This window comes from Bacillus mycoides (assembly GCF_001757995.1).
In the GTDB taxonomy this organism is placed as follows: domain Bacteria; phylum Bacillota; class Bacilli; order Bacillales; family Bacillaceae_G; genus Bacillus_A; species Bacillus_A mycoides_B.
The window spans coordinates 279125-305136 of sequence record NZ_LXLV01000070.1 but is presented as its reverse complement, the minus strand read 5'-3'; the positions used below and the strand labels follow the sequence as shown (position 1 = coordinate 305136).

Below are 26012 nucleotides of genomic sequence, written 5' to 3'. Positions count from 1 at the left end.
GGACTTTAACAGAACTTCAAAAGTCACAAATTCAAAAGGATCAAACGTTTACTGTAACTGCGAAAGCAAATAATAAGAAGAAGTGGACAGGTAAAATTACAGAAGTAAGTGAATTCCCAACGAGTGCAGAGATGGCTCAAGCTGGTGGTGTAGGCGAAGTGACTCAAAATATGTCTCAATATACATATAAGGCAAGCCTTGATAGCCAAGATGGTTTATCTCCAGGGTACCATGTTTCATTGCAAGTAAATTTAGAGAATAAGACGATGATTGCTGTCCCAAGTAAGAGCATTGTAGAAAAAGGCGATGATGCATTTGTTTATGTTGAGGATAAAGGAAAGCTTCGTAAACAAAATGTGAAAAAAGGTTCTACTGATGGAGATTGGACAGAGATTGTTGAAGGCGCAAAAGTGGGGCAAAAGGTGGTTAAAAATCCTTCCAACGACGTGTATGACGGAATGGAAGTGAAAGAGAAATGATTACGTTAAATAATATTGCTAAAACGTATTATCAAGGGAAATTGGCAGTGCCGATTTTGCACGGTATTAGTTTAACGATTCAGAGCGGTGAATTTGTTTCGATTATGGGACCGTCTGGTTCTGGTAAATCAACGCTTATGAATATTATCGGTTGTTTAGATCGTCCAACAGAAGGCGAATATATGCTGAATGATGTGAATATCTTAACAGCAGACGAGTCAAAGCTTGCCTTAATTCGTAATGAGTATATCGGTTTTGTTTTTCAGCATTTTAACTTGCTGCCGCGTCTTTCAGCAGTAGAAAATGTTGAACTTCCGCTCGTATATGGTGGCGTGAAGAAAGCAGAGCGTCGTCAAAGAGCTCTGGAAGCACTTGGTAAAGTTGGTTTGTCAGACAGAGTTCATCATTTACCGAATGAGTTATCAGGTGGACAGAAGCAGCGTGTCGCTATTGCGAGGTCAATTGCGAATAATCCAACGTTCATTATGGCAGATGAGCCGACAGGTGCGCTTGATACGAAGTCTGGTGAGCAAGTTATGGACATTTTCACGAAGCTCAATGCAGAAGGTACGACGATTGTTATGGTTACGCATGAAGAAGAGGTTGCGGCTTATTCTTCTCGCCGTATTGTACTGCGAGATGGGAAAATTACAGAAGATAGAAGGTGTGCGGTATGAGTTTACTAGATAGTATAAAAATCGCCTTATCTTCTATTCTAGCTCATAAACTGCGTTCTGCTCTGACGATGCTCGGTATTATTATCGGTGTTGGTTCTATTATTACTGTCGTTGCAATTGGGCAAGGCGGGGAAGCGATGCTGAAGTCGAAATTCGCAGGTTCTGGCGGTAATAACCTTATGCCAATTCAATTTAAACCAGATATTAATGATGAGTTTGCTATGGGTGGATTTGAAATACCAAAGTTAACTGAAGAGGATATTTTGGAAGTAAAACAAGTGAAAGATGTTTCACACGTTATTACGACAAACCAGAATTCAGAGGTGCTTGATGTAAATGATAAAAAAGCAAATCTGAATGTTATTGGTCTTGATAATGAATATTTTGCAGTTAATAAAGTAAAGGTTGTAAAGGGACGTACTTTAAATGAATCAGATATTTCTCATGCAAATAACGTTGTGATGATTAGTACAAAAACAGAAGAGACTTTATTTAAGGACGTAAACCCAGTTGGACAAATTATTGAGATGAAGGGGCAGCCAATGCAAATTATTGGTGTGTATAGATCCGATAATGAGTTTATGGGATTTGAAATGGAAGAAGCGTTAATCCCCCTTACGTTATGGCCTGTTTTATACGGAACAGATGATATTCAAAATATCGCAATTCAAGCTAAAAATGTAGACGATTTAGAATCCGCTGGGAAACAAGCTGTTGATGTATTAAATAGTCGTAAGCCAAGTGAAATTCCAGGTAAATATGAACTGGTGAATTTAAAAGAATTCCAAGAAAATGTTTCTAAAGTTACTAATATCATGACGATGATCATCGGCGGTATCGCTGGTATTTCATTAGTCGTTGGTGGTATTGGAGTTATGAACATCATGCTCGTATCTGTAACGGAGCGTACGCGTGAAATTGGGATACGTAAAGCACTTGGAGCAACGCGTAGTAAAATTTTATTACAGTTTTTAATTGAAGCCGTTATGTTAACGCTTCTAGGTGGTTTAATCGGAATTGGTCTTGGATATGGTGGGGCATATATCGTTTCTACATTCGCAAAATGGCCACCGCTCGTTTCATGGGAAGTTGTCGTTGGAGGCGTACTGTTCTCTATGACACTAGGTATTATTTTCGGATTAATTCCAGCAAACAAAGCTGCGAAGTTAGATCCGATTGAAGCACTGCGTTATGAATAAGTTGTAGTAGAGAGGGACTCTCTACTACACATTACCGTTCTAGTGGGCGGTTCGTAGCCTCTATGTGAGGAAGTGAACCGCCCGTTAGAACGGGATATAAATAGAAGGAGGCGTTATAATGGAAATGAATATTAATACGCAAGATGAAGGTGCGAAGAAGCCGTCATTATTTGGAATGGTTACTTCTCCAGGCTTACAGTTTGAGAGAATGAAGACGAAAAGCCCAGTCTGGGGAGGATTTTTCTTATTTCTTTTAATGGGGACAATCTTATCAGCAGCGGTAGCTTATTTAGGGTTACTTAATACTCCGGAGCTAGCAAAGCTGGTTAAGGATGATGCGACGGGGATAATGAAGTGGACTACACTTGGATTTGGAGCTATTGGAGGTCTAGTTGGAACAGCTGTTGGTCTTTTTGTGGTAGCAGGATTTTATAAAGTTATTATGATGTTTATGAGCAATGATACTCCATATATGAAGATATTATCTATTTATATATATGCCAATGTTGTCTTTTATGTTGGTAGTCTTCTTAATGTAGCTTTAGGATATATTTTGGGTGGGAATGGCGCTGATAAATATACAAGTTTAGGGCCTTTATTTGAACAAGGAACAATTGCATATGGCATTGGTTCTGCATTTGAAGTCTTTAACATTTGGAGCTTAATTTTAACTGGCTTAGGCTTGCATATCGTTGCTGGTTTAAGTAAAAAACAAGCAATAATTTTAATTACTATATTCTTTATCCTTACAATTGGGTTTAGTATGTTAGGCGGCATGTTCTCTGATTTTGGTGCATAACATATTATTTAAAAAAGGTGACTCTTCCGAGAGTCACCTTTTTTATTTTTACCCCTATTTCAAGTTAATCTCATTCAAATTTCAATATAAAATGATTTGGATTATTAATGATGCATTTAACCTAACGGCTTTTTCTACGACTGTAAACCCTTATACTTACAGGCTCGTCGACATTCTATCCATATTTTTTATGTTAGATGGATACACATATTAGTTTGATTGATCAAAAGAAATCTAAGAATATTTTTAAAATTATTGGTATCAGCTTTGACTAACAAAGCGTAAGTTCTGACTAAGTCGATATCAGCCTTATCTAACAAAGCGTAAGTTCTGACTAAGTTGATATCAGCTTTATCTAACAAAGTGTAAGTTCTGACTAAGTTGATATCAGCTGTATCTAACAAAGCGTAAGTTCTGACTAAGTTGATATCAGCCTTATCTAGCAAAGCGTAAGTTCTGACTAAGTTGATATCGGCTGTATCTAACAAAGCGTAAGTTCTGACTAAGTTGATATCAGCGTTGTCTAACAAAGCGTAAGTTCTGACTAAGTTGATATCAGCCTTATCTAACAAAGCGTAAGTTCTGACTAAGTTGATATCAGCTTTATCTAACAAAGCATTAGTTCTGACTAAGGTAATATCAGTTTTATCTAACAAAGTGTCATTTTTAAAAAGATGGAGGAATTTATTACACCATAAGAGCTGTGTTTTTATTTACTGATTATCATGAAAAAGTTTTTTGTTTGTAAAATAGGTGGACTATTGTCTCGTTATTTTTGAGGTATTTTATGGACATGTATAAGTTCATTTTTTTAAAACGGCTATAAATTAACTCCTTTTATGCAAAAATGATAGAGTCTCGTAAAAAGTGTGTCAAAAAAGTACACACTTTTTACGAGACTTTTGTCTACTTGTCTGTGCTACCTTAAAACAGTTTCGGTAGATATGGTGACCTCTATGAGGTTATTTTGCAGTGTTCTCTTTTATATGGAAAAGCGTAATAAACGTTGATACATCAATATTTTTGTTGCTTTTTTTATATTGATGGCGTGAAAATAAAAGTAACTTAATACGAACGGAAAATAAAAAAGGGTGTTATGTATACCTAGAAGTCTTGTAAACGTATAGGGCATTTGGGTATACCTTTTAAAAACGGGTATTGTGTGAAGCCAGAGGCTTTTGTAGATACGGTTGTTTTGTAAGAAGGTATGATTGCAAATCAAATAAAGAGGTTAAATATTTATCAAGATTATGAAGAGTATTATCACTGTGGTTTAATTGGTCTTTGGTATGCTTATGAAAGGTATGAGGAGGAGAAAGGGGGGGGTTCTTGCTTATGCTGTCGTAACGGTGCGTGGTCATATATTGTAAAGGTTGAAGAAAGAACGTGTAGTACAAGAGAGGTATGTATGTGCCGGAGAGTATGATGAACGATTTGAGCCTGAAGATGCGGGAACGAGAGCGAAGGACTTTATGAGTGTGTTAAATGAGAGGGAGAGGCACATTATTTCAGAACGATTTTTTGCAGGTAAAAAGATGGGAGAGATAGCCATTGAAATGGGGATGACGTACTATCAAACGAGATGGTTATATCGACAAGCGCTTGAGAAAATACGAGATAGTGTAAGGGGATAAGAATAATAAATAGAATGGAAGGCAAGGAAAATATTGCTTTCCATTCTATTAATTTTAAGGCAGTAAATGTAGCATGAGGTTTTTTTAAGTGTAGTGAATCTTGCGTGTTCATCCGTGATAATACATATCCAGCCTTCAATACTTGCTGTCTTAACTTATGGGAACTTATTCGTATTGTTACGGTAGTTCGGTTTAAAAAATGAATTTTAGCTTTTTTAGTTTTTTTGAAAAACTCTATATCATTTATATGGTTATAGAACAACCAAATACAGTTTGGAGACGAAGGAGATTCTGTTGGGAAAGTAAAAATATATTCCCTATGATTAATTGGAATCGGAACATTCTGTTTGAAATTAAATTTTGCTTGGACTGCAGCACGTCTACCTTGATAAGTAGAATGAACACTTGTTAGACAAGATTCCTTTATGAGTTGGAGAGCTGTTTGGCATGAGTACAGGTGGTTTTCTCACTACTGTCGATAATTTTTGTACGTTAATAAGGGCGTTTGTATGGCTCAAGCATCATTGTAGAACTAGAAATAAAAATATTACTTTCATTATCCATAATTCTAAATCCTCCCTTATAAAAAGTTTCGTATTCCGGATATAATTATATATAAATTATGTAAATTCAATATTAATCTTCTGTTGCGTATTGTAAATTTTTGTTGTTCGTTTACAATCAATAGATGATAGTCTTTCTAATTTGCATCGCTTGTACATATATATGAAAATAGAAAAGAGTAGGCGGTGATATAGCATGAAGAAAAAGTATATTATTATGGCTCTAGCTGTTGTTCTCTTAGTTTATTTAGCAAACAGTAATCCGAGTAAGGGAGAATATACGGATTGGGCAGCAAAACAATTTATGAAGCGTAATGATGTGAGTAAGAAGCTAGAAGAGGTTGAGAAAGAAAACAAAGAGGCTCTCCTTGGCGACTTAGCATCGGCGGGAAAAAAATTGGCAAATAAGTATGTTGAACCACAAGTTGGATTATTAATCGACCATTATACAAAGCGAAATGATTATATGTTCTTCTCAACATATACGACAGAGTTTGATTTAGGCGGAGAGAATTATAAGTATGTTTGTGTTGGTTTTTCAAACATCTTTATTCCAATTGAAATGCCGAAGAAAAAAGACGAATCTGCAAAATGATGCAGATTCGTCTTTTTGATTTAAGGAGTAATCTGAACTTCGGATACAGTTTTCTCGGTTCTGGTGCAAACACTCCAAAACGCTTGTAAATAATCCCTTAAACTTGAATATGCTGATACTAGTATTCTAAAAAAGGATGTGATTGGTATGAAAGAGCAAAATCTATTCAAGTGGAAACATTATCAACTGGATATTATTGTATTAACCGTGAGATGGTACCTACGGTACAACCTCAGTTTTCGTGACTTAGTCGAAATGATGGAGGAACGCGGGCTATCCCTTCCTCAAAACAATTTGACCTCCCGTCAAACGAAACTACCCTTTCGCTAGACTAAGCTGATACTTCATGAGACTAAGCTAATGCTTTATGAGAATGAACTGATACTTCGCTAAACTGAGCTGATTTTCGTTAAACTGTGGACGAAAATTAAAACCTTATGATAAAACAAAACTATAACTACATTGAATTGAACAAAAAACTAAACTTATGGTATAATAAGTCCGTCAAAAAAATAAAAAAATCCTCTCGGTGTTGGTCGCACCAAAAGGATTGAATAAATCTAATCTACATATAATTTAGATACTTAAATCAAAAGTTATTATTTAAAGTCAAGTTCTTGGGAGGAACTTGTCTTTTTTATTTTTATCAAATTTATACTCAGACACAACACTCACACCGAAAAACAAGGAGGTGAATTGCATGAACGATAGCAAAGAATTTTGTCCTCATTGCAACGCTAATTTGCAAGGCGATCCAATTCCTAAAGAATCACAAAAATCCTATAACGCAACTCATTTCACAAGGAAAATAGGAATCACACACATTGCACTCGATAGAATCATGCAATGGCAATGCCCTGACTGTCTCAAAAAGTGGGAGGTTTAATTCTCCCCCTCTTTTTCATAATAAGGTTTTACCACTTGCTCTATATAGGCTTCTACAGTTTCAAAACTAGCAATAAGTTGCCTTTCCTCTTTTAGCCTTTCGTATATCTTCTGTGGTGATTGTCCACGGTCATAACGACTCCATATGGCCCTTATAATAACTGGAGGTAAGGCTTCATAATTTCTAATACTTTTCAGTTTTTTAGTCCAATTACTATTTCTCTTATGAACCATTATTCATTGCCTTGTTGTTTGTTTCGTTGGTCTATAACACTTGCTATAGCTTCTGCTGCAAGACTCGCTGAAGCTTTATTTTCTTCTTTCGAAATACGCCAATCACCTGTTTCCTTCCCCACTTTTACATATTTTCTAATGGCTTCATAACTGATATCTATACCCGATAATACAAGCCCTTCATGAATATCTTTTAATTTATAACCTTGTTCCCACGCTTCTTTAATTGTTTCTTTAACTGGTGTAGTTAGAACTCTTTCTTTTATCATTCCTTTTTGTTGGTTTTTACGGAATTTGTAATATTGCTCTAATAATCGTTTGTGTTGAGCCTCTATTTTTTTATATTCTTCTTCCAACTTCTTTTGATTTTTTTCTAACTTCTCAATCCGATCCGTTTTCTCTTTAATAATATTTTTTTGTTGTTCAATGTTTTTTTCAGCTACCATTTTTTCTAACATTGTTTGGTCTAATGTTCTTATCATTCTGTCCATTTTATATCTTGACCAAATGATGTTTTGACTCCCAACCGAACCGAAAATTTTAAATCCGAACCTGGCGTTTTTCTTAACTGAAGTTTCATCAGTTCCAACCAACTTATCGATTAGTTGTTTAGATTTGATTTCTATCTCTTTTTCCATTTCCATTCACCACTTTATATTTTTATAGTTAATTTCACAATACAACTTTAAGTTGTATTGCGTCTATACTTAACTAACAAATCCGGTGGTTCTTGGCTATCAAAATCGGATAAGCTACATTGACGAGGGAATAGGGAAAACCCCAATGATTAAAGTCTCACTTTATAGATTAGAAAGATCTAAAGTGCTTACAAGTTGTACAGCATGAAGTGGTGATCCTTGTAATGAAGCAAGAGCACGTGCAACAGCATGTACTTTCCCTAAATCTGCATTTGTTTTAACATGTTTGAATTGCTTGTTCTTAAAAACTGTTTTTCCGTTCTTGTCTAATCCACCGTTTAATACGAGACGTAAAGTTAAGTCCATAACGATCGTTTCAACTGCCATGTTTATCACCCCCTTTCACTTTATAAATAGGGAGGAAATGTCATGTTTTGGCGTGAAATTTTTTCTTTTTTTTGGTACTCTTAATAGAGCAAGAGAGGGGCTTACGGAAGAATGAATCGTAAATGGTTATTTTGGATTCCTGTATTAGTATGGATGGGGATTATTTTCTATTCCTCAGCACAGCCATATAAAAAACAGGATATGCGCTCGGATATTGAGCAATCCGCAAATGTTGAGTTTGTGAAAGAGCATTTTTCAGGGGTATCTATCGATTATGGCGGAGGTACACCTGTTAGTATCGCAAATAAAGGTGTAGGTGGTTTTATCGAGTTTTTCCTTCGTAAAGGTGCTCATTTTACGGTGTTCTTTATACTCGGCTCATTAACGTATTATGCTTTTTATAAATCTGGTTACTCGAGAAAAAGGTGCTTTATATATGCACTTCTTTTCGTTGCGGGATATGCAATATTTGATGAAATTCATCAAGGGTTAACAGGAGGCCGTACACCGATGTGGCAGGATTCATTGCTTGATACGTGCGGCGGGTTAACAGGAATTATAATAAGTAATTGGTTTTGGCATAGAAAAAGGAGCTAATCTCATTTAGAGATTGCTCCTTTTTTGTTTATCCCGCTATTTGTGGGAGCCTTGCTGCCCGTAAAAACAGATTGGTGAGGGCTAATAATCAGTGGGGATGGAACCCCCACTGATTAAAGCTTCACTTTATACGCCAAGTAATTCTTTTAGTTCGTCTGTTGATAGTTCAGTCATCCAACTATCGCTTGTAATGACGGCGTTGTTTAATGATTGTTTTCGTTCTAACATTTCATCAATCTTCTCTTCAAGCGTTCCTGTTGTAATGAGTTTATGAACGTGAACGAAGCGTTTTTGACCAATGCGATATGCACGGTCTGTGGCCTGGTTTTCTACAGCTGGATTCCACCAACGGTCATAGTGAATGACATGGTTGGCAGCAGTTAAGTTCAATCCTGTTCCGCCGGCCTTTAACGATAAGATGAAGATGTCATATGTTCCGTTTTGGAACTGCTCGATCATCTTGTCACGTTCTTTCTTCGGTACACTCCCGTTTAAGAAGAGGACACGCTGACCGAAATTTTCTTCTAGCACACGTTTTAGCATGTTCCCCATGCCAATGTATTGAGTGAAGATTAGGCAACTTTCATTTTGGTCTTTTATATTTTCGATGAGCTCCATTAACGTTTTTGTTTTCATAGAGCGTTCGATGATATCTTGTGGTTCTTCTTCTTTCAAATAAAGGGCTGGGTGGTTACAAATTTGTTTTAGCTTGTTCAGCATAAGTAATATAAATCCGCGTCTTTCAATTCCGCTTAATCCTTCTACATTGTGTAATGTATCTTGAACAAGTTGTTCATATAAGGAAGCCTGTTCACCAGTTAGTGGACAATAAGCTTTCTGTTCTTGTTTATCTGGCAAGTTTAATGCGACTGTTTGATCTTTCTTCGTACGACGCAGTAAAAATGGCGAGATAAATCGTTGTACTTGCTGGATTTTTCCTTCATCACGGTCCTTTTCAATCGGTGTGACGAAGCGGCGCTGGAATTGTCCTAAGCTTCCGAGATACCCATGATTGATAAAGTCGAAAATAGACCAAAGCTCAGCAAGTCGGTTTTCCATTGGTGTACCGGTTAAAGCAATTTTGTGATTTGCTTGTAGGTTTCTTACTGCTTTCGACTGTTTCGTATGTGGGTTTTTTATATTTTGAGCTTCATCTAAAATAACAGCATCCCAGCATAAGGTACTAAGTTCTTCTTCATCAAGCTGAGCTAATGCATAAGAAGTTAATACAACATCTGCTGATTGAAGGAAGTCTTTAAATGACTCATCCTTAGCTCGGTTACCCCCGTAATGTAACTGAACACGTAAATTTGGTGCGAAACGCTCAAATTCTTTTTGCCAATTTCCAAGGACTGATGTTGGTGCCACAATTAACGCAGGTCCTGTTTGGAGATTGTTTTCTTTAGTGTATAGTAAGTAAGCTATCGTTTGAATACTTTTTCCAAGTCCCATATCATCGGCTAATAATGCTCCAAATCCAAGCTTTCGTAAGTATAGCAACCATTCAATACCGTGTTGTTGATATGGACGGAGTGTTGCTTGTAGCGAAGAGGGTACATCTACTTTTGGAATATCTCCAATGTGCAGAAGTTTTTGGAAAAGCTCTTCATAATATCCATCTAGTTCGATTTCAATATCGGTAAACGGACTATCGTCTTCTACAATTTCTGTTTCCGAGGTGCTAGATAAATGTTGCTGCAACACGTCTTTCATTTCTAGTCCATATTTATCTGCACGGTTCATTAGTTTTTTTACTTCTTCAATAAAGGCAGGATCAAGTCTCATCCATTGACCATTTAAATTGAAAAGGCGTTTGTTCTGCTCAACAAGTTCAAAAAATTCGCTTTCTGATAAATCAATTCCGTCCGTTGAAATGCGCCAGTCGAAATTAACGAGCGTATTCATGCCGAAGAAAGATTGTGTTTGTGCTGTACTTTGCTTCAGCTGTACACGTAACTTCGGTTTTGTTGCTTTTAAATTTTGCCACCATGATGGTAGTAAAATTGTAATACCTGCTGCGAGTAATTCATTACTTGCTTCGGTTAAGAAGTTCCAAGCTTCCGTTTCAAAGAGTTCTTCTCGGAACTTGTCGTCCTCTTTTAGCCACGGTACGAGCTTACTGAATCCTTCTTGTGTTTCAAGAATCCGTTCTTCGTAATCGTGCCATCGTTTTGGCAAGGAATCGATACTTTCATATACATATATGCGATGCGCACCACGTTTTGGTGTAACGATTGTTTCAAGCTTCCACATTTCAAGTTCTTCTTGCGGTTCTTGTAGTCTTAAGCCGACTGTAAATGGAAGATCATCTTCAATGTAACCAATTTTTCGAAGCCAATCTTCTTCATGTAGTGCTGCTTCCAATTGCCTTTTCGTAAAGTCGTAATGTTCATATAGTCTCTTTGCATCTTCCCATCCGTCATTTGAGCGAGCATCTTGCAAAATACTTTCGTTCACAGCGGCAGAGAAAAGAGATGCTAACATGTCATCTTCAATTGAGGTATTCTGAACTTTCCAAGATGGCCGCTGAGACCAATGCTTCATGTCAGGTGCGAAGCTGCCGCTGACGAAAGCGTCCCATAATTCACTTGCGTCCTTTGTAAGTGCCGTAATAGGACCGTTCATTTGCATATTTGCAAATGAATTCATCGGTTTATTTGCGATGTATTCAAATGCCTGTGCATTCGTTAACATAACGCCTTGTTTTCCCTCATACGTTGCTTCTTTTAAAAACGTTCCGTAGAAGGAAGTAGAGTGCCATGCGAATGCATTTTTTTTCCAAGTTGCTACGGATAAGAGCGTACCGCTATCATCTTCTCCCCAAAGGAACCAACCTTGACTAACGTGCTGGAGCCTAATTGTTACTTCAGTTTGTATGATCATCGATTAATTTTCCTCTCCGTAATTCCTCTTGTAGTGCACGCAGACGTGAATGTAAGTTAGCGATATGAATAATGAAAGCATCCCATTCATCAGTTCGCTTCAGTCGTTTATAAAGCATACGTAATTTCTTTAAGTAACGAACGGCACGTTTATATGATTTGCGATTTCGCTCTTCAATTGCTTCCATTGCGGCATGGTGATAAAGAGGAAGTGCTGCTTCGGGCGCTTCTTTTTCAATATCTTTCAATGGTTCTTTCAAAAGTTCGATTACTTCGAATCCATATAAGAGCTGAAGTTCCGTCCATGCATGGTATTGTTTCTTCGCTAGTACGTATTGTTCATAATTTGTGAAACTATACGGTAATAGTTCTTGTAAAATCATTTCTAATCCCGCTTGTTCATTCGTATGCGTTGCATATGTCTCATACATCATCACAAATAATCGAACGATATCTTGTATGAAGACGGTATTCTCTTGTTCCGTTATCGTTTCTTTTACTTGTTTATAAGTAAAGGAAAGCCAGCTTTTAGCACGGTCCCACTGCATCGCACTTAATAACTCTTCTAACCAATAGAAGTAAAGGCTCACAACAGAAGCAGGCTGTTTTTTGAGTAATTCCATTGCCGATAAGTCTTCATTATTTAAAAAGAGCAGATGAGAAGATGCTAATGCTTTGGAAAGTGGATTGATTTTAGTATCGATTCGTTTTTCTTCTTCTTGTAGCTGCTCTTCTGTTCTTAACAGTTCACCCCATACGTGACGATAAATGAAGAATCGCTCTTGTGTATAGGCATCGGTAGAGAAGAATGCTTCATGTATGAGCCGAGCTGTTTCTTGTAAAATCGGTTTGGATTCTTCTGGAATCTCCTCTGTTTTTAGGTCCCTAACGGTAGATTCAACTTTATCAACGAATAGGCGAACGACGTTAACTGGTTGGTGATAAGAATATAGTTTGTTTGCTTCAAATTCTTGAATTTCTTCTAATAATTTTTGAAAGCAATAAAGTGCCGCGTGCAACTTAAATAATTCATGAATAGCAACGATGCGCGGAGCTTTCCGTTCTAATTTTGTATAGAAGTCTGTAAAAAGACTCATAAGAAAATACATTTGTTTATAAGTGAGCCGAGCTTGTTCTTTTTTAAATGATTCATATTCATTTTCAAAGTATGTTTGCCAACTTTTATAATCCATTTCTTCAAAAGCTGATGATTGCAATACTTGTCGTGCAGTTCGAATAGGAGGAAGAGAAGGTTTTGTATTATTTTTGAATAAAGTTAATACATCTCCTACCTGCCCAAAACTAGAAGCTGCAGATAGTAACACAGCAAGCATATGCTCACATTGCGTTGGCGCGAAGCAATCGCAATAGCTTTCAGTGACATTACGAATTGGGATGTGAACGCTATATACACTGCCTTCAGCATTTACAGTTCCGGATAGCGTATAGCCATCAAAGTCAACGTTATAGACAACACCACTACGATATAGGTGCCGAGCTGTAGCGACATGCTCCTGATCAGCAACTTGCTGTGGATCAAGCCCTTGAACGAACTCATTCGCAATCATCATAATTTCATCTTTCGTAATTGAGTCTTGCAGCATAATATTCCTCCGTACACAGATTTCTTTCCTTTACCATTATAAACAAAAAATGCTCAAAACAGAAAAAATGAAATTCTAATTACACAATTAGAAAATCATGGTAATATATATAATGTTAATTTTGTATATTACTATGTAATTAAAAGGAGAGAATTTGTTTGTCAGATTTACATTGGTGGGAATTATTAATTCTTCTACCATGTATTCTACTAGTTAGGGCTGGAATGAAATTGGCTCAATATCGTATGCGAAATAGGTACGTAACTATAGCAGTGTTTAGTGCTGTTTATACTGTGATGATGCTTTGTGTAAATAGAATAGCAAAAATTCATATTACAGCCTCAGGAAGTAAGGAAATTATGAAGGAGTTCGCTGGAATTTCTGGACCGATATTATCTATTCAAAGCAACACGCTATATTTAATAGTAGGTAGTTTTCTTATTTCTTACGTATTAACATTCGTGGGTATGAAAGTAGTAAAAAAATAAGGGGGAGAAATACTTGAAGTTTTGTGGAACATGCAATAAACAAGTTGCAGGGCAATTGAACTTTTGTCCTGATTGCGGAAGTAAAGTAGAAGAAATTGCTGATCAAACAGCTTCTGCTCATTCAGAAATGCGGAGAGAAATAAAGCCAGTGAAAAGTAAGAAAAACATGTTTTTACTTATAGGTTTTGTCATTGTTTTTGCTATTTTGTTTGGCGCATATAAATTCGGTGCAAGCAAGTTTTCGAAGGAAAAGCAAGTAAATGCAATGATCGAGGCATTCCAAAATAAAGATGTGAATGCAATCGATGAGATTTTGAAAGTAGACGATCCAACCTTAAAGGTTAAGACAGAAGATATTAAGGCGTATATCCGTTATTTAAAAGAAAATCCTTCCTATAATAAAGAACTGTTATCATATTTGCAAAGAGAGACAGTAGATCAAAAGTTAGCAAGTGATAAAGCATCTTTTAAAGATGGGCAAATTGTAGAGGACGGGAAAGAGTGGTTCTTATATCCGAAGTATAAGTTCAGCATGAAATCGTATTACATGAGTGTTAGCACAACTGCAAAGAATGCTGAAATATATGTGAATGATAAAAAAGAAACAGCGCTTTCTAGTGATAAAACTTCGAAAGAACTAGGTCCATACTTCCCGGGTACTTATGTTGTAAAGGCAACAGCGAAGACAGAACTTACTGAATTAGAAACAGAGAAAGAAGTAGATTTAGCAGATGAAAAGAATGGGACAGTAGAAGTGGATTTATCACTTGAAGGAAATTATGTAACTATTTCGTCTGATGAAAGCGATGCAACTGTATTTGTTAATGGCAAGAAACGCGGAAAGTTAAATTACGGAAGTTATAAACTTGGTCCTGTACCGACGGATGAAACGGTAGAAGTACATTTAGAGAAAAACGCTGAATTTGGTGTGATGAAATCTGAAAGTATTAAAGTTGGAGATCAAAGTACATATTACTTAAATTTCCCAAAAGAAGCTTCTAGTTCAGCGGTTGGAGATTTTGTACAAAATCATATTTATAATAACGTGCGTGCAATTTCATTAAATGATTTTAGCTTAATTGAAAATGATTATGATAAGAGCGGTAAATCGTATAAAGAAGACCGTGATTACTTGCAATATCTACACAAAAAAGGAATTACAGAAGATTTATTAACGATGGAAATTCGTAATGTAGAACGTCAAAGTGAAACGAAATATAAAGTAACAACGTATGAAGAATATCATATTCGTTACGGTGATGGATCTGTAAAGTTCAAAAGCTTTAATAATGAACATATCGTTACTGTTAATGGAAATGGCAAGATGTTGTACCATTCTCTTGGAGCAAATAATACGCTGAAATCAGAGGAAGTATCTGGTCCGACTCGTTAATATAAGAAAGACTATCTCTTGTAATTGAGATAGTCTTTTTTGCGATTAGGAGCGTGTTTGCTTTAATATCGCTTGTACATATGGATCATTTACTATTTGTTCAACTAGCGTTAGCATTTCTCGCTCGAATGGAATATCGATAGGGAATGGTTTTTGAGAACCCGGTTTTATTCCATATTGTACGATTTTGTAATGCGTATTTTCTTCATAGTTGAGCACAATTAATTTATAGCGGTTGTCATCGTTTGTGAGTGAGAAGTCAATTGCGATGGCATCATATGTCACATCATCTTTATATATGTACGGTTTTGGTGTACCGACCCAGTCTACTTTTGCTTGTAAATTCATGGACGTAACCTCCTTATATATATTATAAAAAAATAAAAGCCAGCTCTCAATAAAGAGAACCGGCTGTAATTTAGCAGTCATTGGTTATTTTAAAATTTTCACTTTAACAGTTTTGCGGCCCCATTTTTGAGAAGCGCTATCTGATCCAAGTAGAATGTCGATACGGTTACCTTTAATTGCACCGCCAGTATCTCCAGCGATTGCTTCTCCATAACCTTCTACCCATACCTTAGATCCTAATGGGATTACTTTCGGGTCAACAGCGATCATTTTCATGTTTGGGTTCGCTGTTAGGTCATGACCCATTGCAGTTAATACACGGCCGCCATATGTGCCACCGTTTTCGCTCGGGTGAGCTGTATATGCTGTAGCTACAACTGTTAACTCACGACCACCAGAAGGTTCGTTCGTTTCAGCAGCTTTCACAGCAGGCTTAGCAGCTGTTTTTACTGGTGCGGGTGCTTGAGCCTTAGCAGGAGCTTCAGCTTTAGCAGGCGTTGCTTGTTTTTCAATAACAGGTGCTGTACCTGTTAAGAAAGGAACATGAACGTAAGCTGTTTTTCCGTTATATTCAAATTGTAACCACTCATTTTGTACTTGGTTCGTTGTTTCGATCATATCGTCTTTCTTCAGCGTTCCAAGAATTTCAGAGTTCGTGTTCGCTTCAGCACGTACATTTAATACGTTAGCTGTTACGTAGTAAGAGCTTTTTGTAAACTCTGTACTTACGAATGTGTCTTTACCATCTAATTTGATTTTTGACCATCCGTTTTCTGTATTTAGAACATCTAATTTATGACCATTTAGTAATTTACCGACAACTTTTGATTCAGTAGTAGGGTTTTCTCGTACGTTTAGTACGTCTGTTGTTACAACAGTTTCTGCGCTTGCAGATGATGTGAAAATCCCAAGACCAAAAACTGCTGCTGTTGCTATACCAATTAATTTTTTCATGATAGCCTCCATTGCGTTTGTTTTCGTGTCCTCATTATAGCAACAGATTTTTTCGGATTTTGGGAAAACACACAATTACAAACCATTCGTAATAAGTCGTTAACACTTTGTAATATAGCGAGAAATATAGGAAAGCGTTTTTCATTCCATATAATTAGTAGGTTTCTAGTTATATTCAAAATATTTAATGCAACATATTTTTTTCGGCGTAAATAAAAACATTACAAGAGTATTACGTAATGATTACTATACCGTTACATTCCTTGAGTATTTTACCGTTTTATGGGTAATATAGTTATATAAACATAAACATTTTGTTTGTGAAGTTATAAACACGCGCTATATACTAGCAAAAAAACCGCATAATTGTTACAAGAAGAAAGGGTTGTGAGGAAAGAAACTACCCTTTTTTACGACTGTAACACATCTTTTTTGGGGGGATTTCTTCCTATCCACATTTTTCTCGCACAATTTGACAGCAGTATTTCAACTTCGGAGCTCTTGCAGAGTGAAAAGGTTATACGGAAGGTAAGGCTGTCCATAAGAATTCTAATTGGTGAAGGCGATAGTGAAAGAATCGAAAGAAAACCGCCGCAAAACTGTAGTTTTCTATCCGATTTAACATATCGGAATTTGTGATTTTTTACAAAGAAATGAAACATACGAAGGGGGATTTGATGAGGAAACTGACGAAAACATTTATTGTCTCATTAACATTATGTATTGCATTTACAATTTGGGGGATTATTCCCGAATCTATTATTGGAAAAGGTAGCTTAGGAAATGTAACGACTGCAATTCAAGCTGCGTTAGTTAGTAAGTTTGGATGGTTCTATATTATTTCCGTTTCTATTTTCTTAGGGATCGCGATCTTTTTAATTGTTTCCAAGTACGGTTCGATTCGTTTAGGTAAAGATGATGATGAACCTGATTATAGTTATATGACATGGTTTTCCATGTTATTTAGTGCGGGTATGGGAATCGGTTTGGTTTTCTGGGGCGTTGCGGAACCGTTGAATCATTTATACACACCTCCGTTTGGAGAGGGTGCAACTGAAGAGAGTGCACGTCTTGCACTGCGTTTCTCATTTTTCCACTGGGGCTTACATCCGTGGGGATTATATGCACTTGTAGCATTATGTATTGCGTACTTTACATTTAGAAAAGGAAGGGCAAGTACAATTAGTGCGACAGTGGGTCCACTATTTAAGGGCGGTGAACATGGCCGTATTGCCCATATGTTTGATGTTTTAGCTGTATTTGCGACAGTATTTGGTGTGGCGACATCATTAGGACTTGGGGCAAAGCAAATTGCGGGTGGTGTTAGTTATTTAACATCCATTCCAAACTCATTAACGACACAGTTAGTAATCATCGGAATTGTAACTGTTCTTTATATGTTATCTGCACAAACAGGACTCGATAAAGGGATTAAATATTTAAGTAATGCGAATATTATTTTAGCGTTTACACTTATGATAATTGTATTATTTGCAGGTCCAACAAACTTTATTATGAATTATTTCACTTCAACAATTGGTTCATACATTCAAGAATTGCCAAGTATGAGTTTCCGTTTAAGCCCGTTAAACGAAGGTGGCAATCAATGGATTCAGTCTTGGACAATTTTCTATTGGGCATGGTGGATTGCATGGTCACCATTTGTGGGTACGTTTATTGCTCGTGTGTCACGCGGACGTACAATTCGTGAGTTTGTTATCGGTGTGTTACTCGTACCGACAGTGATCGGTGCGCTCTGGTTCTCTGTTTTCGGAGGAACAGGTATTCATATGGAGCTATTCGACGGAGCAAATATATATGGACAAATTAAAGAGATGGGTACAGAAGTAGGATTGTTCGCTATGTTAGACCAGATGGGTAGTATGGGACCGGCTTTATGTGTGTTAGGCATTTTACTTATTTCAACATTCTTTATTACATCAGCAGACTCTGCTACGTTTGTTCTAGGGATGTTAACGACACATGGTAGTTTAAACCCACCAAATCGCATTAAAATGGTTTGGGGTATCGTCTTAGCGGCAATAGCTTCGACCTTATTGTATGTTGGTGGATTAGAGGCGCTGCAAACTGCATCGATTATTGCGGCCTTCCCGTTCGTATTTGTTATTTTCTTTATGATTGCAGCGCTGTTTAAAGAGTTGCAAAAAGAAGGACGTATGAAGGAACATAAATAATAGAAGGAAAGGGGCTGATTTTATATCAGCTCCTTTTTTCATGCGCCTTTGTTATAGAGTAAGAGATTAGGAAAAAGTGTGGATATAAGCAGTTTTAAAAAGGAAAATTGATATATTTCGACAAAGTTCGATATTGTATAAAATATATTCATATTTTTGACATAAAATTGTCGGAAATGTGTTGTCACTTTTATGCATATGTGCTATATTATTTCCTGTAAGCGATTTCAAATGGTTTTTAAGCGCATTCAAGGGGGACATCTAGAATAATGAAACGTTACGAAAGAAAGTGGAAGCATATTTGTTTGAAACGTGTGGCACATCGAAATGTCCAGGAAAGCACGGAACTAAAGGCTGAAACTCGTAAAGAGCATCAAGAGAAGCAATTGGTTCTACAAAAATAGCAGTCACTTTTTCGTATATAAATGAAGTTCGATCGTTCGTTGGGGGATGGACGTGAAATAACTTTCAGCTAAGGGGTATTGTCTGATATATAGTATTACGGTAAGAAATAAGCACAGAGCATACGGCGCTCTGTGCTTATTTTTTAATGAAACAAGTTCTATTTTTCTTTTTTGAATCGTACTGTTTTATCCCAACCGATTACTTGTTTCTTGCTCTTTGCACGTAAGTAAAGAATGAGGCTGCGAATAAATAAATACGTAAAGAGCTGTGCGTACGTAAAGTACATAATGACGCTAATGAAAATGTTGGTTGGTGTAAAGGTTCGTTCGACGCTCTGGGCACTAAATAATTGCGAAACATATGTAATATATGCGACGTACCACATAAATAGTAACGGAATGCTATATTGAATTTGGAATATCCCGAGTAGTCCAATTACAAACCAAACGTTTGAAATGATTAGAAATAGCCAAAATACAACATACACTAAAACTTGCTGTAAGGAATGGACGAGAAGTTTCCCTTTAAAGAAGCTTAAAGAAGAAAACATTTTTTCTAAAATGTATAAATTTCCTTGGAGCCAACGTGTACGCTGTTTAATAAGAATCTTTAAATGCTCAGGTTCTTGTTCCCATGTAATCGATTCCGGGACGATTGGTAAGAGATAGCCTTTTTGTGTAATTCGTAATGTTAACTCAGCGTCTTCGGCAATTGCATAAGGATCATAGCCACCAAGTTCTTCTAATGCAGAGCGACGAAGGAGCATGTTTGTTCCTGTCAGTGATCCTGTTTGGAATAGTAACCAGCGTCCAGACTGCATAAGGAGCTGGAAAATCTGAAATTCTAATGAAATCATTCGTGTAAGCCAGTTTCTTTTCTCATTTACGGTACGAACATGTCCAACTGCTCCAACAGCATCCTCAATTGTTTCAGCATGTTCTACGAGCATTCGTAAAGCATGTGGTTCAGGTTGATTATCTGCATCGTATACACAGAAATATTCACCATCGGAAATGCTAAGACCATAGTTTAATACACGTGATTTTCCTTTCGGTTCGCCAGATGGTACACGAATGTGACGAATATGGGCATAAGCTTTGTCGAAATCATCTCCAATTTCTGGTGTTTCATCTTGAGAGTTATCATTTAATAAATAAACGGTTAGTTTGCCTGGGTATTCAATCTTTGCCATCGCTTCTAATGTATCTTTAATAACGACCCCTTCATTATGGGCAGGTATTAAAATATCTACGCTTGGATAATGTTCTAGCGTACGATCTTTTCGTTTACTATTTCGATGAATTAAGCCCGCGAGTGTTAAGAGAGAGTAGTAAACGAGTAGGCCTGAGAATAGAAAGGCAGTAAAAATAAGTACATATTTAATTGAAAATGTGATGCTGATCCAAAAAACGAGTACGCAGAACAGAAGGAATAAAAGGAGTATAACGAGTGTCATCATAATAATGTCTGTCCTTTTTCTCCAATTTGCTCTTGCGAAATTTTTATATCTTGGATTGCCTCAGCTGCAAGCCATTTTTTCATTTTTGGCTGTAGGCGATTCATAACAATATCAGCACCGGCTTCATTTGTGTTTTGTAGTAAAATGACCAATGTATTGCTGTTATATTCAGCGGCAAGGTCAAAGTCATTTCTTACCGTTTCAACTAATAATGAAGCTACACGATCCATGACACTTTCCTTCGTGTATTTACTAAAGGAAATGAAATCGAAGTAAATGATAATGCCTGTTTCATTACGACGATTCATTGCAGTTGTTAATAATGCTTGTCGTCTTTCGAATTCTTGTCTTGTTAATAATTTGGATTCTCCAATGTATTGCTCCAACACTTTCACTCGTTCAATTAAATCTCTATTTTCAAGAATAACCTTTTTTAATAGATGGGTTGAAATATAAACAATGAAGAAGTTAGCTGCTATCAGGAAGTGGGTAATAATATATTCCCATTGATCTGATGGACTCCATAAGTGAAGCCACGCTTCATAAAATAAATAGAATACTGAAATAATGGTTCCCAGTATAAAGAAAACAAATGCTGTTTTATCAGCTAAAAATAGGAATAGTACATTTATGATGACATATATAATTGTAAAAATGAGCGCGTGCTCATATTTCGTCACATGTACAGTAGTAAAATAAAATAGAATTTGTAAAATCCACATAGAGAGGGCTTTATAGGACTTATCTTTCACGAAACATTCCTCCTTAAAGATAATTCGCGTGGGATATTTGTAGTATGCACAATTATTAAGGAATGGAACATGTAGCTAGAATTCTTTTTGGGGCGAGATACATCAAATAGTATCCCTCTTTTACAAGAAAAAATAAACAGACATACTAATTAGTACAGTATATTGTCTGTATATATATATAAAGTGTTTAATATATAAAAAATTATATTTATAGTATATAAAAAAGTCTCCTCTTTTAAAGAGGAGACTTTACATGAATTTATAGGAACATCATACCTGCAACAGCTGCGTTTAAGAAATTCGCTAGTGTACCAGCGATAACTGCTTTAATCCCTAATTGTGCAATTTGTTTACGGCGAGTAGGAGCTAACGTTCCTGTTACACCTAATTGAATTGCGATAGAAGAGAAGTTTGCGAAACCACAGATTGCAAATGTTAAAATCATATTTGTTTTTGCAGAGAATTCTGCCATGTGTGGTCCTAAGTTTGCATATGCAACGAATTCGTTGATTGCAAGTTTTTGGCCGATGAAACTTGCTGCTTGTATAGCTTCACCCGGTGAAACCCCGATTAAGATTGCAAATGGTGATAATAAGTAACCAAAGATTAAATCAAGGCTAAGTTTAATATCGAACCAAGAACCAATCCATCCTAATAAGCCATTTAATAAAGCGATTAATGCGATGAAAGCCATTAACATTGCTGCTACGTTAATAACAAGTTGTATACCTTCAGATGCACCGCGTGCAGCTGCATCGATAACGTTTGCGTCTTCACGCTCTGTTGAAAGTTGAACATTATTATCTACTTTTTCTGTTTCTGGCATAATTAGTTTTGCAATTAATAGACTTGATGGAGCTGCCATAATTGCTGCTGCTAATAAATGTTCTAATGGAATGCCCATCGCTGCATAGCCGACAAGAACTGATCCGGCAACAGCTGTCATACCACTTACCATAATAGTGAAGAACTCACTATTAGTTAAACGTGCTAAGTATGGTTTAATTAAAATTGGTGCTTCTGTTTGTCCTAAAAATACAGTCGTTACTGCATTTAAGCTTTCTGCTTTAGAAGTTCCAAGAAGTTTGCTTAATGCACCACCAATGATACTAACAAATTTCTGCATAATACCTAAGTAATATAAGATTGCAACTAATGAACTAATAAATACAATTGGAAGTAGTGCTTGAATTACGAAAACAAATCCCCAAGGGCCTTTTGCGTTGACTAAATCCCCAGCAACGAACCTAATTCCCTCGTAAGAAAAATTAATTAATCCTTGAACGCCGTCAGCAGCAACTTTTAAGCCTGCTTTTCCAGCATCCCATCGTAATACGATAAATGAAAATGTCATTTGTAATGCTAGCGCGATTAAAATTGTGCGCCAATTAATAGCTTTGCGGTTGGAAGATAATAAGAAAGCAATTGCTAATACTCCAATCACGCCGCCAATTCCCCATAAAAGATTCATGCAGTGTATGCTCCTTCCTCATAGTAAAAAAGTGTATAAAACAGTTGTCTATACTTCTGCAAATATAACATCTTAAGTAACTTATCATAATGGACATCAGAGGTCAAACGTCTATTGAAAAGTTTAAATAGAAAGAAAATTCTTTAAAAAAACACATATTAAATGAATAGACATGAAATAGGTTATGTTTTTTTATGGAAACATATTCATTATGATAACGCTATGGACAATTTTCATAGAATATAGTGTATGAAATAGGAGAACGAACACATAATTTTTTCGTAGAGAGAGAATAAAAGAGGATTAATATATTGAACCCTGAACCCTTTAAAAAAGAGCCTTCTAGTAAACTAGAAGACTCTGAAACTATAACTTAAGGTGCTTTCGTATAACCTAAGAAGTGCTTGCTCCAATAAGAGTTACTTAATGAAACGATTGCTACACCCTTATCTCCAGCTTGGATAAATGATCCGCCCCCAAGGTAGATACCCATGTGAGAAGGACCTGCTTTATAAGTGTCTTTGAAATAAATTAAGTCTCCAGGTTGTGGGCTTGAAGTTTGTGGTAAGCTGCTCCAATATCCAGCAACACTTTGACGGCTAATGTTATGACCAAATTTCTTAAATACGTGGTAGATGTAACCACTGCAGTCAACGCCGTTAGCAGAAGAACCGCCCCAAACGTATGGCACGCCTTGCATAGATTTCGCGTATGCAAGTATAGAAGAACTGTCACCGCTATTATTGCTTGTATTGTTGTTGTTGTTTTGATTTTCATTAGGCTTATTATCTACTGCGCCCCCAACTGGTGTTTTAGATAGGAAACGTGTTCCGATGTAACCAGTTTGACCATTGTAGTTAATTTTGCTCCATCCAGAGTTTTCAGAGATTACTTGAACCTTCTGTCCTTGTGGAAGTGCGCCTATGATTCTATAATTTGTACCTTCGCCGCTACGTACGTTTAGTGCAGAAGCATTAATGTAGTAGTCGCCAATTGCACCTTGGTTAGGTTGCTCAGGTTGTTCAGGAGTAGTAGTGCCACCTTTAACGAATTTTACGAATTCGCTGCTAACGTAGCCTGTTTTTCCCTGATAATTAACTTTAAACCAGCTACCTTCAGATCCAACTACGTTTAATTTCGTACCATTTAATACGCCACCAATTACGCTATGGTAAGTAGCAGGGCCCGTACGAACACGTAATGATGTTGCGTTAACGACGTAAGTGCCACCAGTTTGAACAGTTACATTATTGTTTTGTTCCTGGTTGTTACCTTGCGTGGCGTTTTCGTTAGAACCGCCTTTTGTTACGTAGTCTTTGCTTAAGTAAGCTGTTTGTCCTGCATAATTGATTTTGAACCAATCTTGAACTTCGCCTACAACTTGTACTACTTGTCCTTTTTTCACAGAACCTATAGTTGTATGAGAAGTGCTAGGACCTGTACGAACGCGAAGGGAAGATACGTTTACTGTATAGTTTCCGCTTGCTGGCTGTACATTTGTTTGGTCGTTATTGTTTGTAGGGCCTCCATTTGAAGAAATGCCAGATACAAATTCGCCACTCACATAACCTACTTGTCCGTTATGTTTGATTTTTACCCAGCCATTTTCTTGACCGATAACGTTTAAAGTTTGTCCTTCATACACACGGCCTGAAATAGCACTAGAAGTGTTAGGAGCTGTGCGAACACGTAATACATCAGCAGTAACTTTATTGTTTCCGCCTGTACTTACATTGTTATTTGTTGTTGCTCCATTTTTTGATACAAATTCACCACTCACATAACCTGTTTTCCCATTTAGGTTAATTTTGAACCAACCATTTTCTTCGCCAATCACGTTTAATGATTGACCGTTATAAACACGAGAGATAATGTCATGAGAAGTGCTAGATCCTGCACGAACATGTAATACGTCAGCAGTTACCTTATAAGATGAGTTGTTTGATGCGGAAGCTTGGACAGTTTGTGTAGCAGCTTTTTGTGTGTTTTGTTCTGGGGCAGCTTGAACGCTATCAAGTGTAGGTGCTGCTCCTCCTGCTACAGACACTGCCGCAAGACCGGCAAGGTATTTTTTCATAATTTGTCGATTCCTTTCTGTCTGTAATGTAGTGAAGAAATATTTACCAACTGTTAAAAATTCTAAAGAGCATGTCGATTACTGTCAAGACTTATGCGGGAATCTGAATATGACAAAAAGATTACAAGAAAAAATCAAGGTATAAATCTACACCTTGATTTTTATTTAAATACATATGTTGGATGTAGAGAGAATAGAAATTATTCGTGTTTAAGAAGATGACATGTTGGATTGTAACAAGCTTTGAGAAAAGGATTTTTGTAGCATTTTTGTGATAGGGCCAACTTGACCATCTTGAATTGCAGTTCCATCAAGGTGGGTCATCGGTAAAATTTCAATAGTCGTTCCCGTAAAGAAGCATTCAGCTGCTTGATAAACATCTCGAATGCTGAACAGTTCTTCTTGTACAGGAATACGAAGGGTTTTCGCTAAGGAAAGGATATATTGACGAATAATGCCATTTAAAATAAGGTGATTGGCTGGATGTGTGTAAAGAGTTCCACTTTTTATAAGAAAGAAATTAGAACAGCTCCCCTCAGTCACAGTACCGTTTCGTACGAAAAGGGCTTCTTTACAACCTTTGCGTTCAGCTTTTGTAGCAGCTAATACATTGGGTAATAAATTTAAAGATTTGATATCACAGCGTAGCCAGCGCGTATCTGGTTCTGATATAGCACGTACACCATATTCAATCCATAAAGCTGGTCTTTCCTTCTTTGTAATATAGGCATAGATTGTCGGAGGGACGTCATATGAGAATGCATGGGTACGGGCTTGTACACCACGAGATACTTGCAAATAAATAGTACCATCTTCGTGGAAATTATTACTTTCAATTAGTTTGTAAAGTAGGATAATAAGCTCTGCTTTTGAGAAAGGAAGTGATAATTCTATTTCTTCCATGGAGCGATATAACCTTGTGATATGCGGATCTAATAAGTGAAAGTTCCCTTTATATAGGCGAATAACCTCATAGACACCATCGCCAAATTGTAAGCCCCTTTCTTCAAGTTCTATGTACGCCTGATGTTTTGTTGTATCAATAACTGCATCATTCCATAGTACAAATTTTTCGTATGCCAATTTTTGTCCCATCCTTTCGTTAGTACATGAATAAAAAGCACTCTAGTTATTTTTATGTGAGCAATTCTCTTCATATGACGTATATGTATTTGAAAATTATAGAGAAGTAGTAGTGATTTATAGCATTTTGTATATACAAATTCGAAAATGAGAAATAAGAATCCTGCTTTTTGAAATAAAAAAAGCAACATTCGTATTGAATGCTGCACAAGGA

23 protein-coding genes and 4 pseudogenes are annotated in these 26012 nt (G+C 36.7%); 13 read left to right on the top strand and 14 right to left on the bottom strand.

Annotation, left to right across the window (positions count from 1 at the left end):
• The 4 genes from BWGOE10_RS26000 to BWGOE10_RS25985 form a co-directional block, all read left to right on the top strand.
• A partial coding sequence (locus BWGOE10_RS26000; RefSeq protein WP_415858229.1) for an efflux RND transporter periplasmic adaptor subunit occupies positions 1 to 479 on the top strand: 479 nt, incomplete at its 5' end.
• A complete protein-coding gene (locus BWGOE10_RS25995) occupies positions 476 to 1156 on the top strand; it encodes an ABC transporter ATP-binding protein (protein ID WP_000631628.1) in 681 nt (226 codons plus the stop codon). The genes BWGOE10_RS26000 and BWGOE10_RS25995, both read left to right, overlap by 4 nt.
• A complete protein-coding gene (locus BWGOE10_RS25990) occupies positions 1153 to 2355 on the top strand; it encodes an ABC transporter permease (protein WP_000054366.1) in 1203 nt (400 codons plus the stop codon). The genes BWGOE10_RS25995 and BWGOE10_RS25990 overlap by 4 nt, the downstream gene beginning before the upstream one ends.
• Before the next feature lie 118 nt (positions 2356 to 2473).
• A complete protein-coding gene (locus BWGOE10_RS25985) occupies positions 2474 to 3154 on the top strand; it encodes a Yip1 family protein (protein ID WP_070145537.1) in 681 nt (226 codons plus the stop codon).
• Positions 3155 to 3342: 188 nt separating this feature from the next.
• Here the strand turns inward: BWGOE10_RS25985 and BWGOE10_RS25980 are convergent, their stop codons facing one another.
• A complete protein-coding gene (locus tag BWGOE10_RS25980) occupies positions 3343 to 3810 on the bottom strand; it encodes a hypothetical protein (protein WP_070145536.1) in 468 nt (155 codons plus the stop codon).
• A 551-nt stretch (positions 3811 to 4361) separates the two neighbouring features.
• Here BWGOE10_RS25980 and BWGOE10_RS25975 point away from each other — a divergent pair.
• Positions 4362 to 4788: pseudogene (locus BWGOE10_RS25975) on the top strand (sigma-70 family RNA polymerase sigma factor).
• 54 nt (positions 4789 to 4842) lie between these two features.
• Here the strand turns inward: BWGOE10_RS25975 and BWGOE10_RS30615 are convergent.
• Positions 4843 to 5352: pseudogene (locus tag BWGOE10_RS30615) on the bottom strand (competence protein ComK).
• A 195-nt stretch (positions 5353 to 5547) separates the two neighbouring features.
• Here BWGOE10_RS30615 and BWGOE10_RS25970 point away from each other — a divergent pair.
• The 3 genes and pseudogenes from BWGOE10_RS25970 (at position 5548) to BWGOE10_RS25960 (ending at position 6832) form a co-directional block, all read left to right on the top strand.
• Positions 5548 to 5946: a DUF4359 domain-containing protein gene (locus tag BWGOE10_RS25970; protein ID WP_070145535.1), complete on the top strand. Its 399-nt coding sequence runs from the start codon at positions 5548 to 5550 to the stop codon at positions 5944 to 5946.
• A 147-nt stretch (positions 5947 to 6093) separates the two neighbouring features.
• A pseudogene (locus BWGOE10_RS25965) lies at positions 6094 to 6243 on the top strand (IS6 family transposase); the annotation flags it as partial.
• A 403-nt stretch (positions 6244 to 6646) separates the two neighbouring features.
• Positions 6647 to 6832 (top strand): hypothetical protein, encoded by a 186-nt coding sequence (locus BWGOE10_RS25960; protein WP_070145534.1) that lies wholly within the window; start codon positions 6647 to 6649, stop codon positions 6830 to 6832.
• Here BWGOE10_RS25960 and BWGOE10_RS33020 read toward each other — a convergent pair.
• The 3 genes from BWGOE10_RS33020 to BWGOE10_RS25950 form a co-directional block, all read right to left on the bottom strand.
• The gene (locus BWGOE10_RS33020; protein ID WP_171903141.1) at positions 6829 to 7065 is read right to left on the bottom strand and encodes a hypothetical protein; all 237 of its coding nucleotides are present in this window, start codon (positions 7063 to 7065) and stop codon (positions 6829 to 6831) included. The genes BWGOE10_RS25960 and BWGOE10_RS33020 overlap by 4 nt on opposite strands.
• Positions 7065 to 7703, bottom strand: a complete 639-nt coding sequence (locus BWGOE10_RS25955; RefSeq protein WP_070145533.1) for a hypothetical protein — start codon at positions 7701 to 7703, stop codon at positions 7065 to 7067. Before BWGOE10_RS25955 ends, BWGOE10_RS33020 begins: the two co-directional genes overlap by 1 nt.
• Before the next feature lie 162 nt (positions 7704 to 7865).
• The gene (locus BWGOE10_RS25950) at positions 7866 to 8090 is read right to left on the bottom strand and encodes a DUF1659 domain-containing protein (protein WP_070145532.1); all 225 of its coding nucleotides are present in this window, start codon (positions 8088 to 8090) and stop codon (positions 7866 to 7868) included.
• Positions 8091 to 8201: 111 nt separating this feature from the next.
• Here BWGOE10_RS25950 and BWGOE10_RS25945 point away from each other — a divergent pair, with 111 nt between their 5' ends.
• Positions 8202 to 8687 carry a VanZ family protein gene (locus BWGOE10_RS25945; protein WP_001080721.1) on the top strand — a complete coding sequence of 162 codons (486 nt, stop codon included), beginning with the start codon at positions 8202 to 8204 and terminating at the stop codon, positions 8685 to 8687.
• A gap of 126 nt (positions 8688 to 8813) precedes the next feature.
• On the opposite strand, the gene BWGOE10_RS25940 is transcribed toward BWGOE10_RS25945, so the two are convergent.
• Both BWGOE10_RS25940 and BWGOE10_RS25935 read right to left on the bottom strand, forming a co-directional pair.
• Positions 8814 to 11570 (bottom strand): DEAD/DEAH box helicase, encoded by a 2757-nt coding sequence (locus BWGOE10_RS25940; protein WP_070145531.1) that lies wholly within the window; start codon positions 11568 to 11570, stop codon positions 8814 to 8816.
• Entirely contained in the window at positions 11554 to 13173 is a 1620-nt protein-coding gene (locus BWGOE10_RS25935; protein WP_002159829.1) for an SWIM zinc finger family protein, read from the bottom strand. The genes BWGOE10_RS25940 and BWGOE10_RS25935 overlap by 17 nt, the downstream gene beginning before the upstream one ends.
• A 161-nt stretch (positions 13174 to 13334) precedes the next feature.
• Between BWGOE10_RS25935 and BWGOE10_RS25930 the strand changes: the two are divergent.
• Positions 13335 to 13661 (top strand): annotated as a pseudogene (locus BWGOE10_RS25930) (hypothetical protein); the annotation flags it as partial.
• Positions 13662 to 13674: 13 nt separating this feature from the next.
• The gene (locus BWGOE10_RS25925) at positions 13675 to 15054 is read left to right on the top strand and encodes a zinc ribbon domain-containing protein (RefSeq protein ID WP_070145529.1); all 1380 of its coding nucleotides are present in this window, start codon (positions 13675 to 13677) and stop codon (positions 15052 to 15054) included.
• A 45-nt stretch (positions 15055 to 15099) separates the two neighbouring features.
• On the opposite strand, the gene BWGOE10_RS25920 is transcribed toward BWGOE10_RS25925, so the two are convergent.
• Positions 15100 to 15402: a DUF3910 family protein gene (locus BWGOE10_RS25920; RefSeq protein WP_070145528.1), complete on the bottom strand. Its 303-nt coding sequence runs from the start codon at positions 15400 to 15402 to the stop codon at positions 15100 to 15102.
• Between the two features lie 84 nt (positions 15403 to 15486).
• On the bottom strand, positions 15487 to 16356 hold the full coding sequence (locus BWGOE10_RS25915) for a cell wall-binding protein EntA (protein ID WP_070145527.1): 870 nt from the start codon (positions 16354 to 16356) through the stop codon (positions 15487 to 15489).
• Between the two features lie 677 nt (positions 16357 to 17033).
• Between BWGOE10_RS25915 and opuD the strand changes: the two genes are divergently transcribed.
• Both opuD and BWGOE10_RS33765 read left to right on the top strand, forming a co-directional pair.
• Positions 17034 to 18551: a glycine betaine transporter OpuD gene (gene opuD, locus BWGOE10_RS25910; protein ID WP_070145526.1), complete on the top strand. Its 1518-nt coding sequence runs from the start codon at positions 17034 to 17036 to the stop codon at positions 18549 to 18551.
• 269 nt (positions 18552 to 18820) lie between these two features.
• Positions 18821 to 18955, top strand: a complete 135-nt coding sequence (locus BWGOE10_RS33765; protein WP_002159835.1) for a hypothetical protein — start codon at positions 18821 to 18823, stop codon at positions 18953 to 18955.
• Between the two features lie 158 nt (positions 18956 to 19113).
• Here the strand turns inward: BWGOE10_RS33765 and BWGOE10_RS25905 are convergent, their stop codons facing one another.
• The 5 genes from BWGOE10_RS25905 to BWGOE10_RS25885 all read right to left on the bottom strand — a co-directional run bounded on the left by BWGOE10_RS25905 (position 19114) and on the right by BWGOE10_RS25885 (position 25810).
• A complete protein-coding gene (locus tag BWGOE10_RS25905) occupies positions 19114 to 20415 on the bottom strand; it encodes a glycosyltransferase family 2 protein (RefSeq protein ID WP_070145525.1) in 1302 nt (433 codons plus the stop codon).
• Positions 20412 to 21167: a diguanylate cyclase gene (locus BWGOE10_RS25900; RefSeq protein ID WP_070145524.1), complete on the bottom strand. Its 756-nt coding sequence runs from the start codon at positions 21165 to 21167 to the stop codon at positions 20412 to 20414. Before BWGOE10_RS25900 ends, BWGOE10_RS25905 begins: the two co-directional genes overlap by 4 nt.
• A 259-nt stretch (positions 21168 to 21426) precedes the next feature.
• A complete protein-coding gene (locus BWGOE10_RS25895; protein ID WP_070145523.1) occupies positions 21427 to 22638 on the bottom strand; it encodes a NupC/NupG family nucleoside CNT transporter in 1212 nt (403 codons plus the stop codon).
• A 373-nt stretch (positions 22639 to 23011) separates the two neighbouring features.
• On the bottom strand, positions 23012 to 24715 hold the full coding sequence (locus tag BWGOE10_RS25890) for an SH3 domain-containing protein (protein ID WP_070145522.1): 1704 nt from the start codon (positions 24713 to 24715) through the stop codon (positions 23012 to 23014).
• Positions 24716 to 24925: 210 nt separating this feature from the next.
• Positions 24926 to 25810 (bottom strand): D-amino-acid transaminase, encoded by an 885-nt coding sequence (locus BWGOE10_RS25885; RefSeq protein ID WP_081338223.1) that lies wholly within the window; start codon positions 25808 to 25810, stop codon positions 24926 to 24928.
• Positions 25811 to 26012 lie beyond the last annotated feature (202 nt).

Excerpts from the sequence above, each read along its gene's own strand:
- BWGOE10_RS25995 (WP_000631628.1), top strand. The coding sequence starts at position 476 with ATGATTACGTTAAATAATATTGCTAAAACGTATTATCAAGGGAAATTG.
- BWGOE10_RS25990 (WP_000054366.1), top strand. The coding sequence starts at position 1,153 with ATGAGTTTACTAGATAGTATAAAAATCGCCTTATCTTCTATTCTAGCT.
- BWGOE10_RS25985 (WP_070145537.1), top strand. The coding sequence starts at position 2,474 with ATGGAAATGAATATTAATACGCAAGATGAAGGTGCGAAGAAGCCGTCA.
- BWGOE10_RS25970 (WP_070145535.1), top strand. The coding sequence starts at position 5,548 with ATGAAGAAAAAGTATATTATTATGGCTCTAGCTGTTGTTCTCTTAGTT.
- BWGOE10_RS25960 (WP_070145534.1), top strand. The coding sequence starts at position 6,647 with ATGAACGATAGCAAAGAATTTTGTCCTCATTGCAACGCTAATTTGCAA.
- BWGOE10_RS33020 (WP_171903141.1), bottom strand. The coding sequence starts at position 7,065 with ATGGTTCATAAGAGAAATAGTAATTGGACTAAAAAACTGAAAAGTATT.
- BWGOE10_RS25955 (WP_070145533.1), bottom strand. The coding sequence starts at position 7,703 with ATGGAAAAAGAGATAGAAATCAAATCTAAACAACTAATCGATAAGTTG.
- BWGOE10_RS25950 (WP_070145532.1), bottom strand. The coding sequence starts at position 8,090 with ATGGCAGTTGAAACGATCGTTATGGACTTAACTTTACGTCTCGTATTA.
- BWGOE10_RS25945 (WP_001080721.1), top strand. The coding sequence starts at position 8,202 with ATGAATCGTAAATGGTTATTTTGGATTCCTGTATTAGTATGGATGGGG.
- BWGOE10_RS25940 (WP_070145531.1), bottom strand. The coding sequence starts at position 11,570 with ATGATCATACAAACTGAAGTAACAATTAGGCTCCAGCACGTTAGTCAA.
- BWGOE10_RS25935 (WP_002159829.1), bottom strand. The coding sequence starts at position 13,173 with ATGCTGCAAGACTCAATTACGAAAGATGAAATTATGATGATTGCGAAT.
- BWGOE10_RS25920 (WP_070145528.1), bottom strand. The coding sequence starts at position 15,402 with ATGAATTTACAAGCAAAAGTAGACTGGGTCGGTACACCAAAACCGTAC.
- BWGOE10_RS25915 (WP_070145527.1), bottom strand. The coding sequence starts at position 16,356 with ATGAAAAAATTAATTGGTATAGCAACAGCAGCAGTTTTTGGTCTTGGG.
- opuD (WP_070145526.1), top strand. The coding sequence starts at position 17,034 with ATGAGGAAACTGACGAAAACATTTATTGTCTCATTAACATTATGTATT.
- BWGOE10_RS33765 (WP_002159835.1), top strand. The coding sequence starts at position 18,821 with ATGAAACGTTACGAAAGAAAGTGGAAGCATATTTGTTTGAAACGTGTG.
- BWGOE10_RS25905 (WP_070145525.1), bottom strand. The coding sequence starts at position 20,415 with ATGATGACACTCGTTATACTCCTTTTATTCCTTCTGTTCTGCGTACTC.
- BWGOE10_RS25895 (WP_070145523.1), bottom strand. The coding sequence starts at position 22,638 with ATGAATCTTTTATGGGGAATTGGCGGCGTGATTGGAGTATTAGCAATT.
- BWGOE10_RS25890 (WP_070145522.1), bottom strand. The coding sequence starts at position 24,715 with ATGAAAAAATACCTTGCCGGTCTTGCGGCAGTGTCTGTAGCAGGAGGA.
- BWGOE10_RS25885 (WP_081338223.1), bottom strand. The coding sequence starts at position 25,810 with ATGGGACAAAAATTGGCATACGAAAAATTTGTACTATGGAATGATGCA.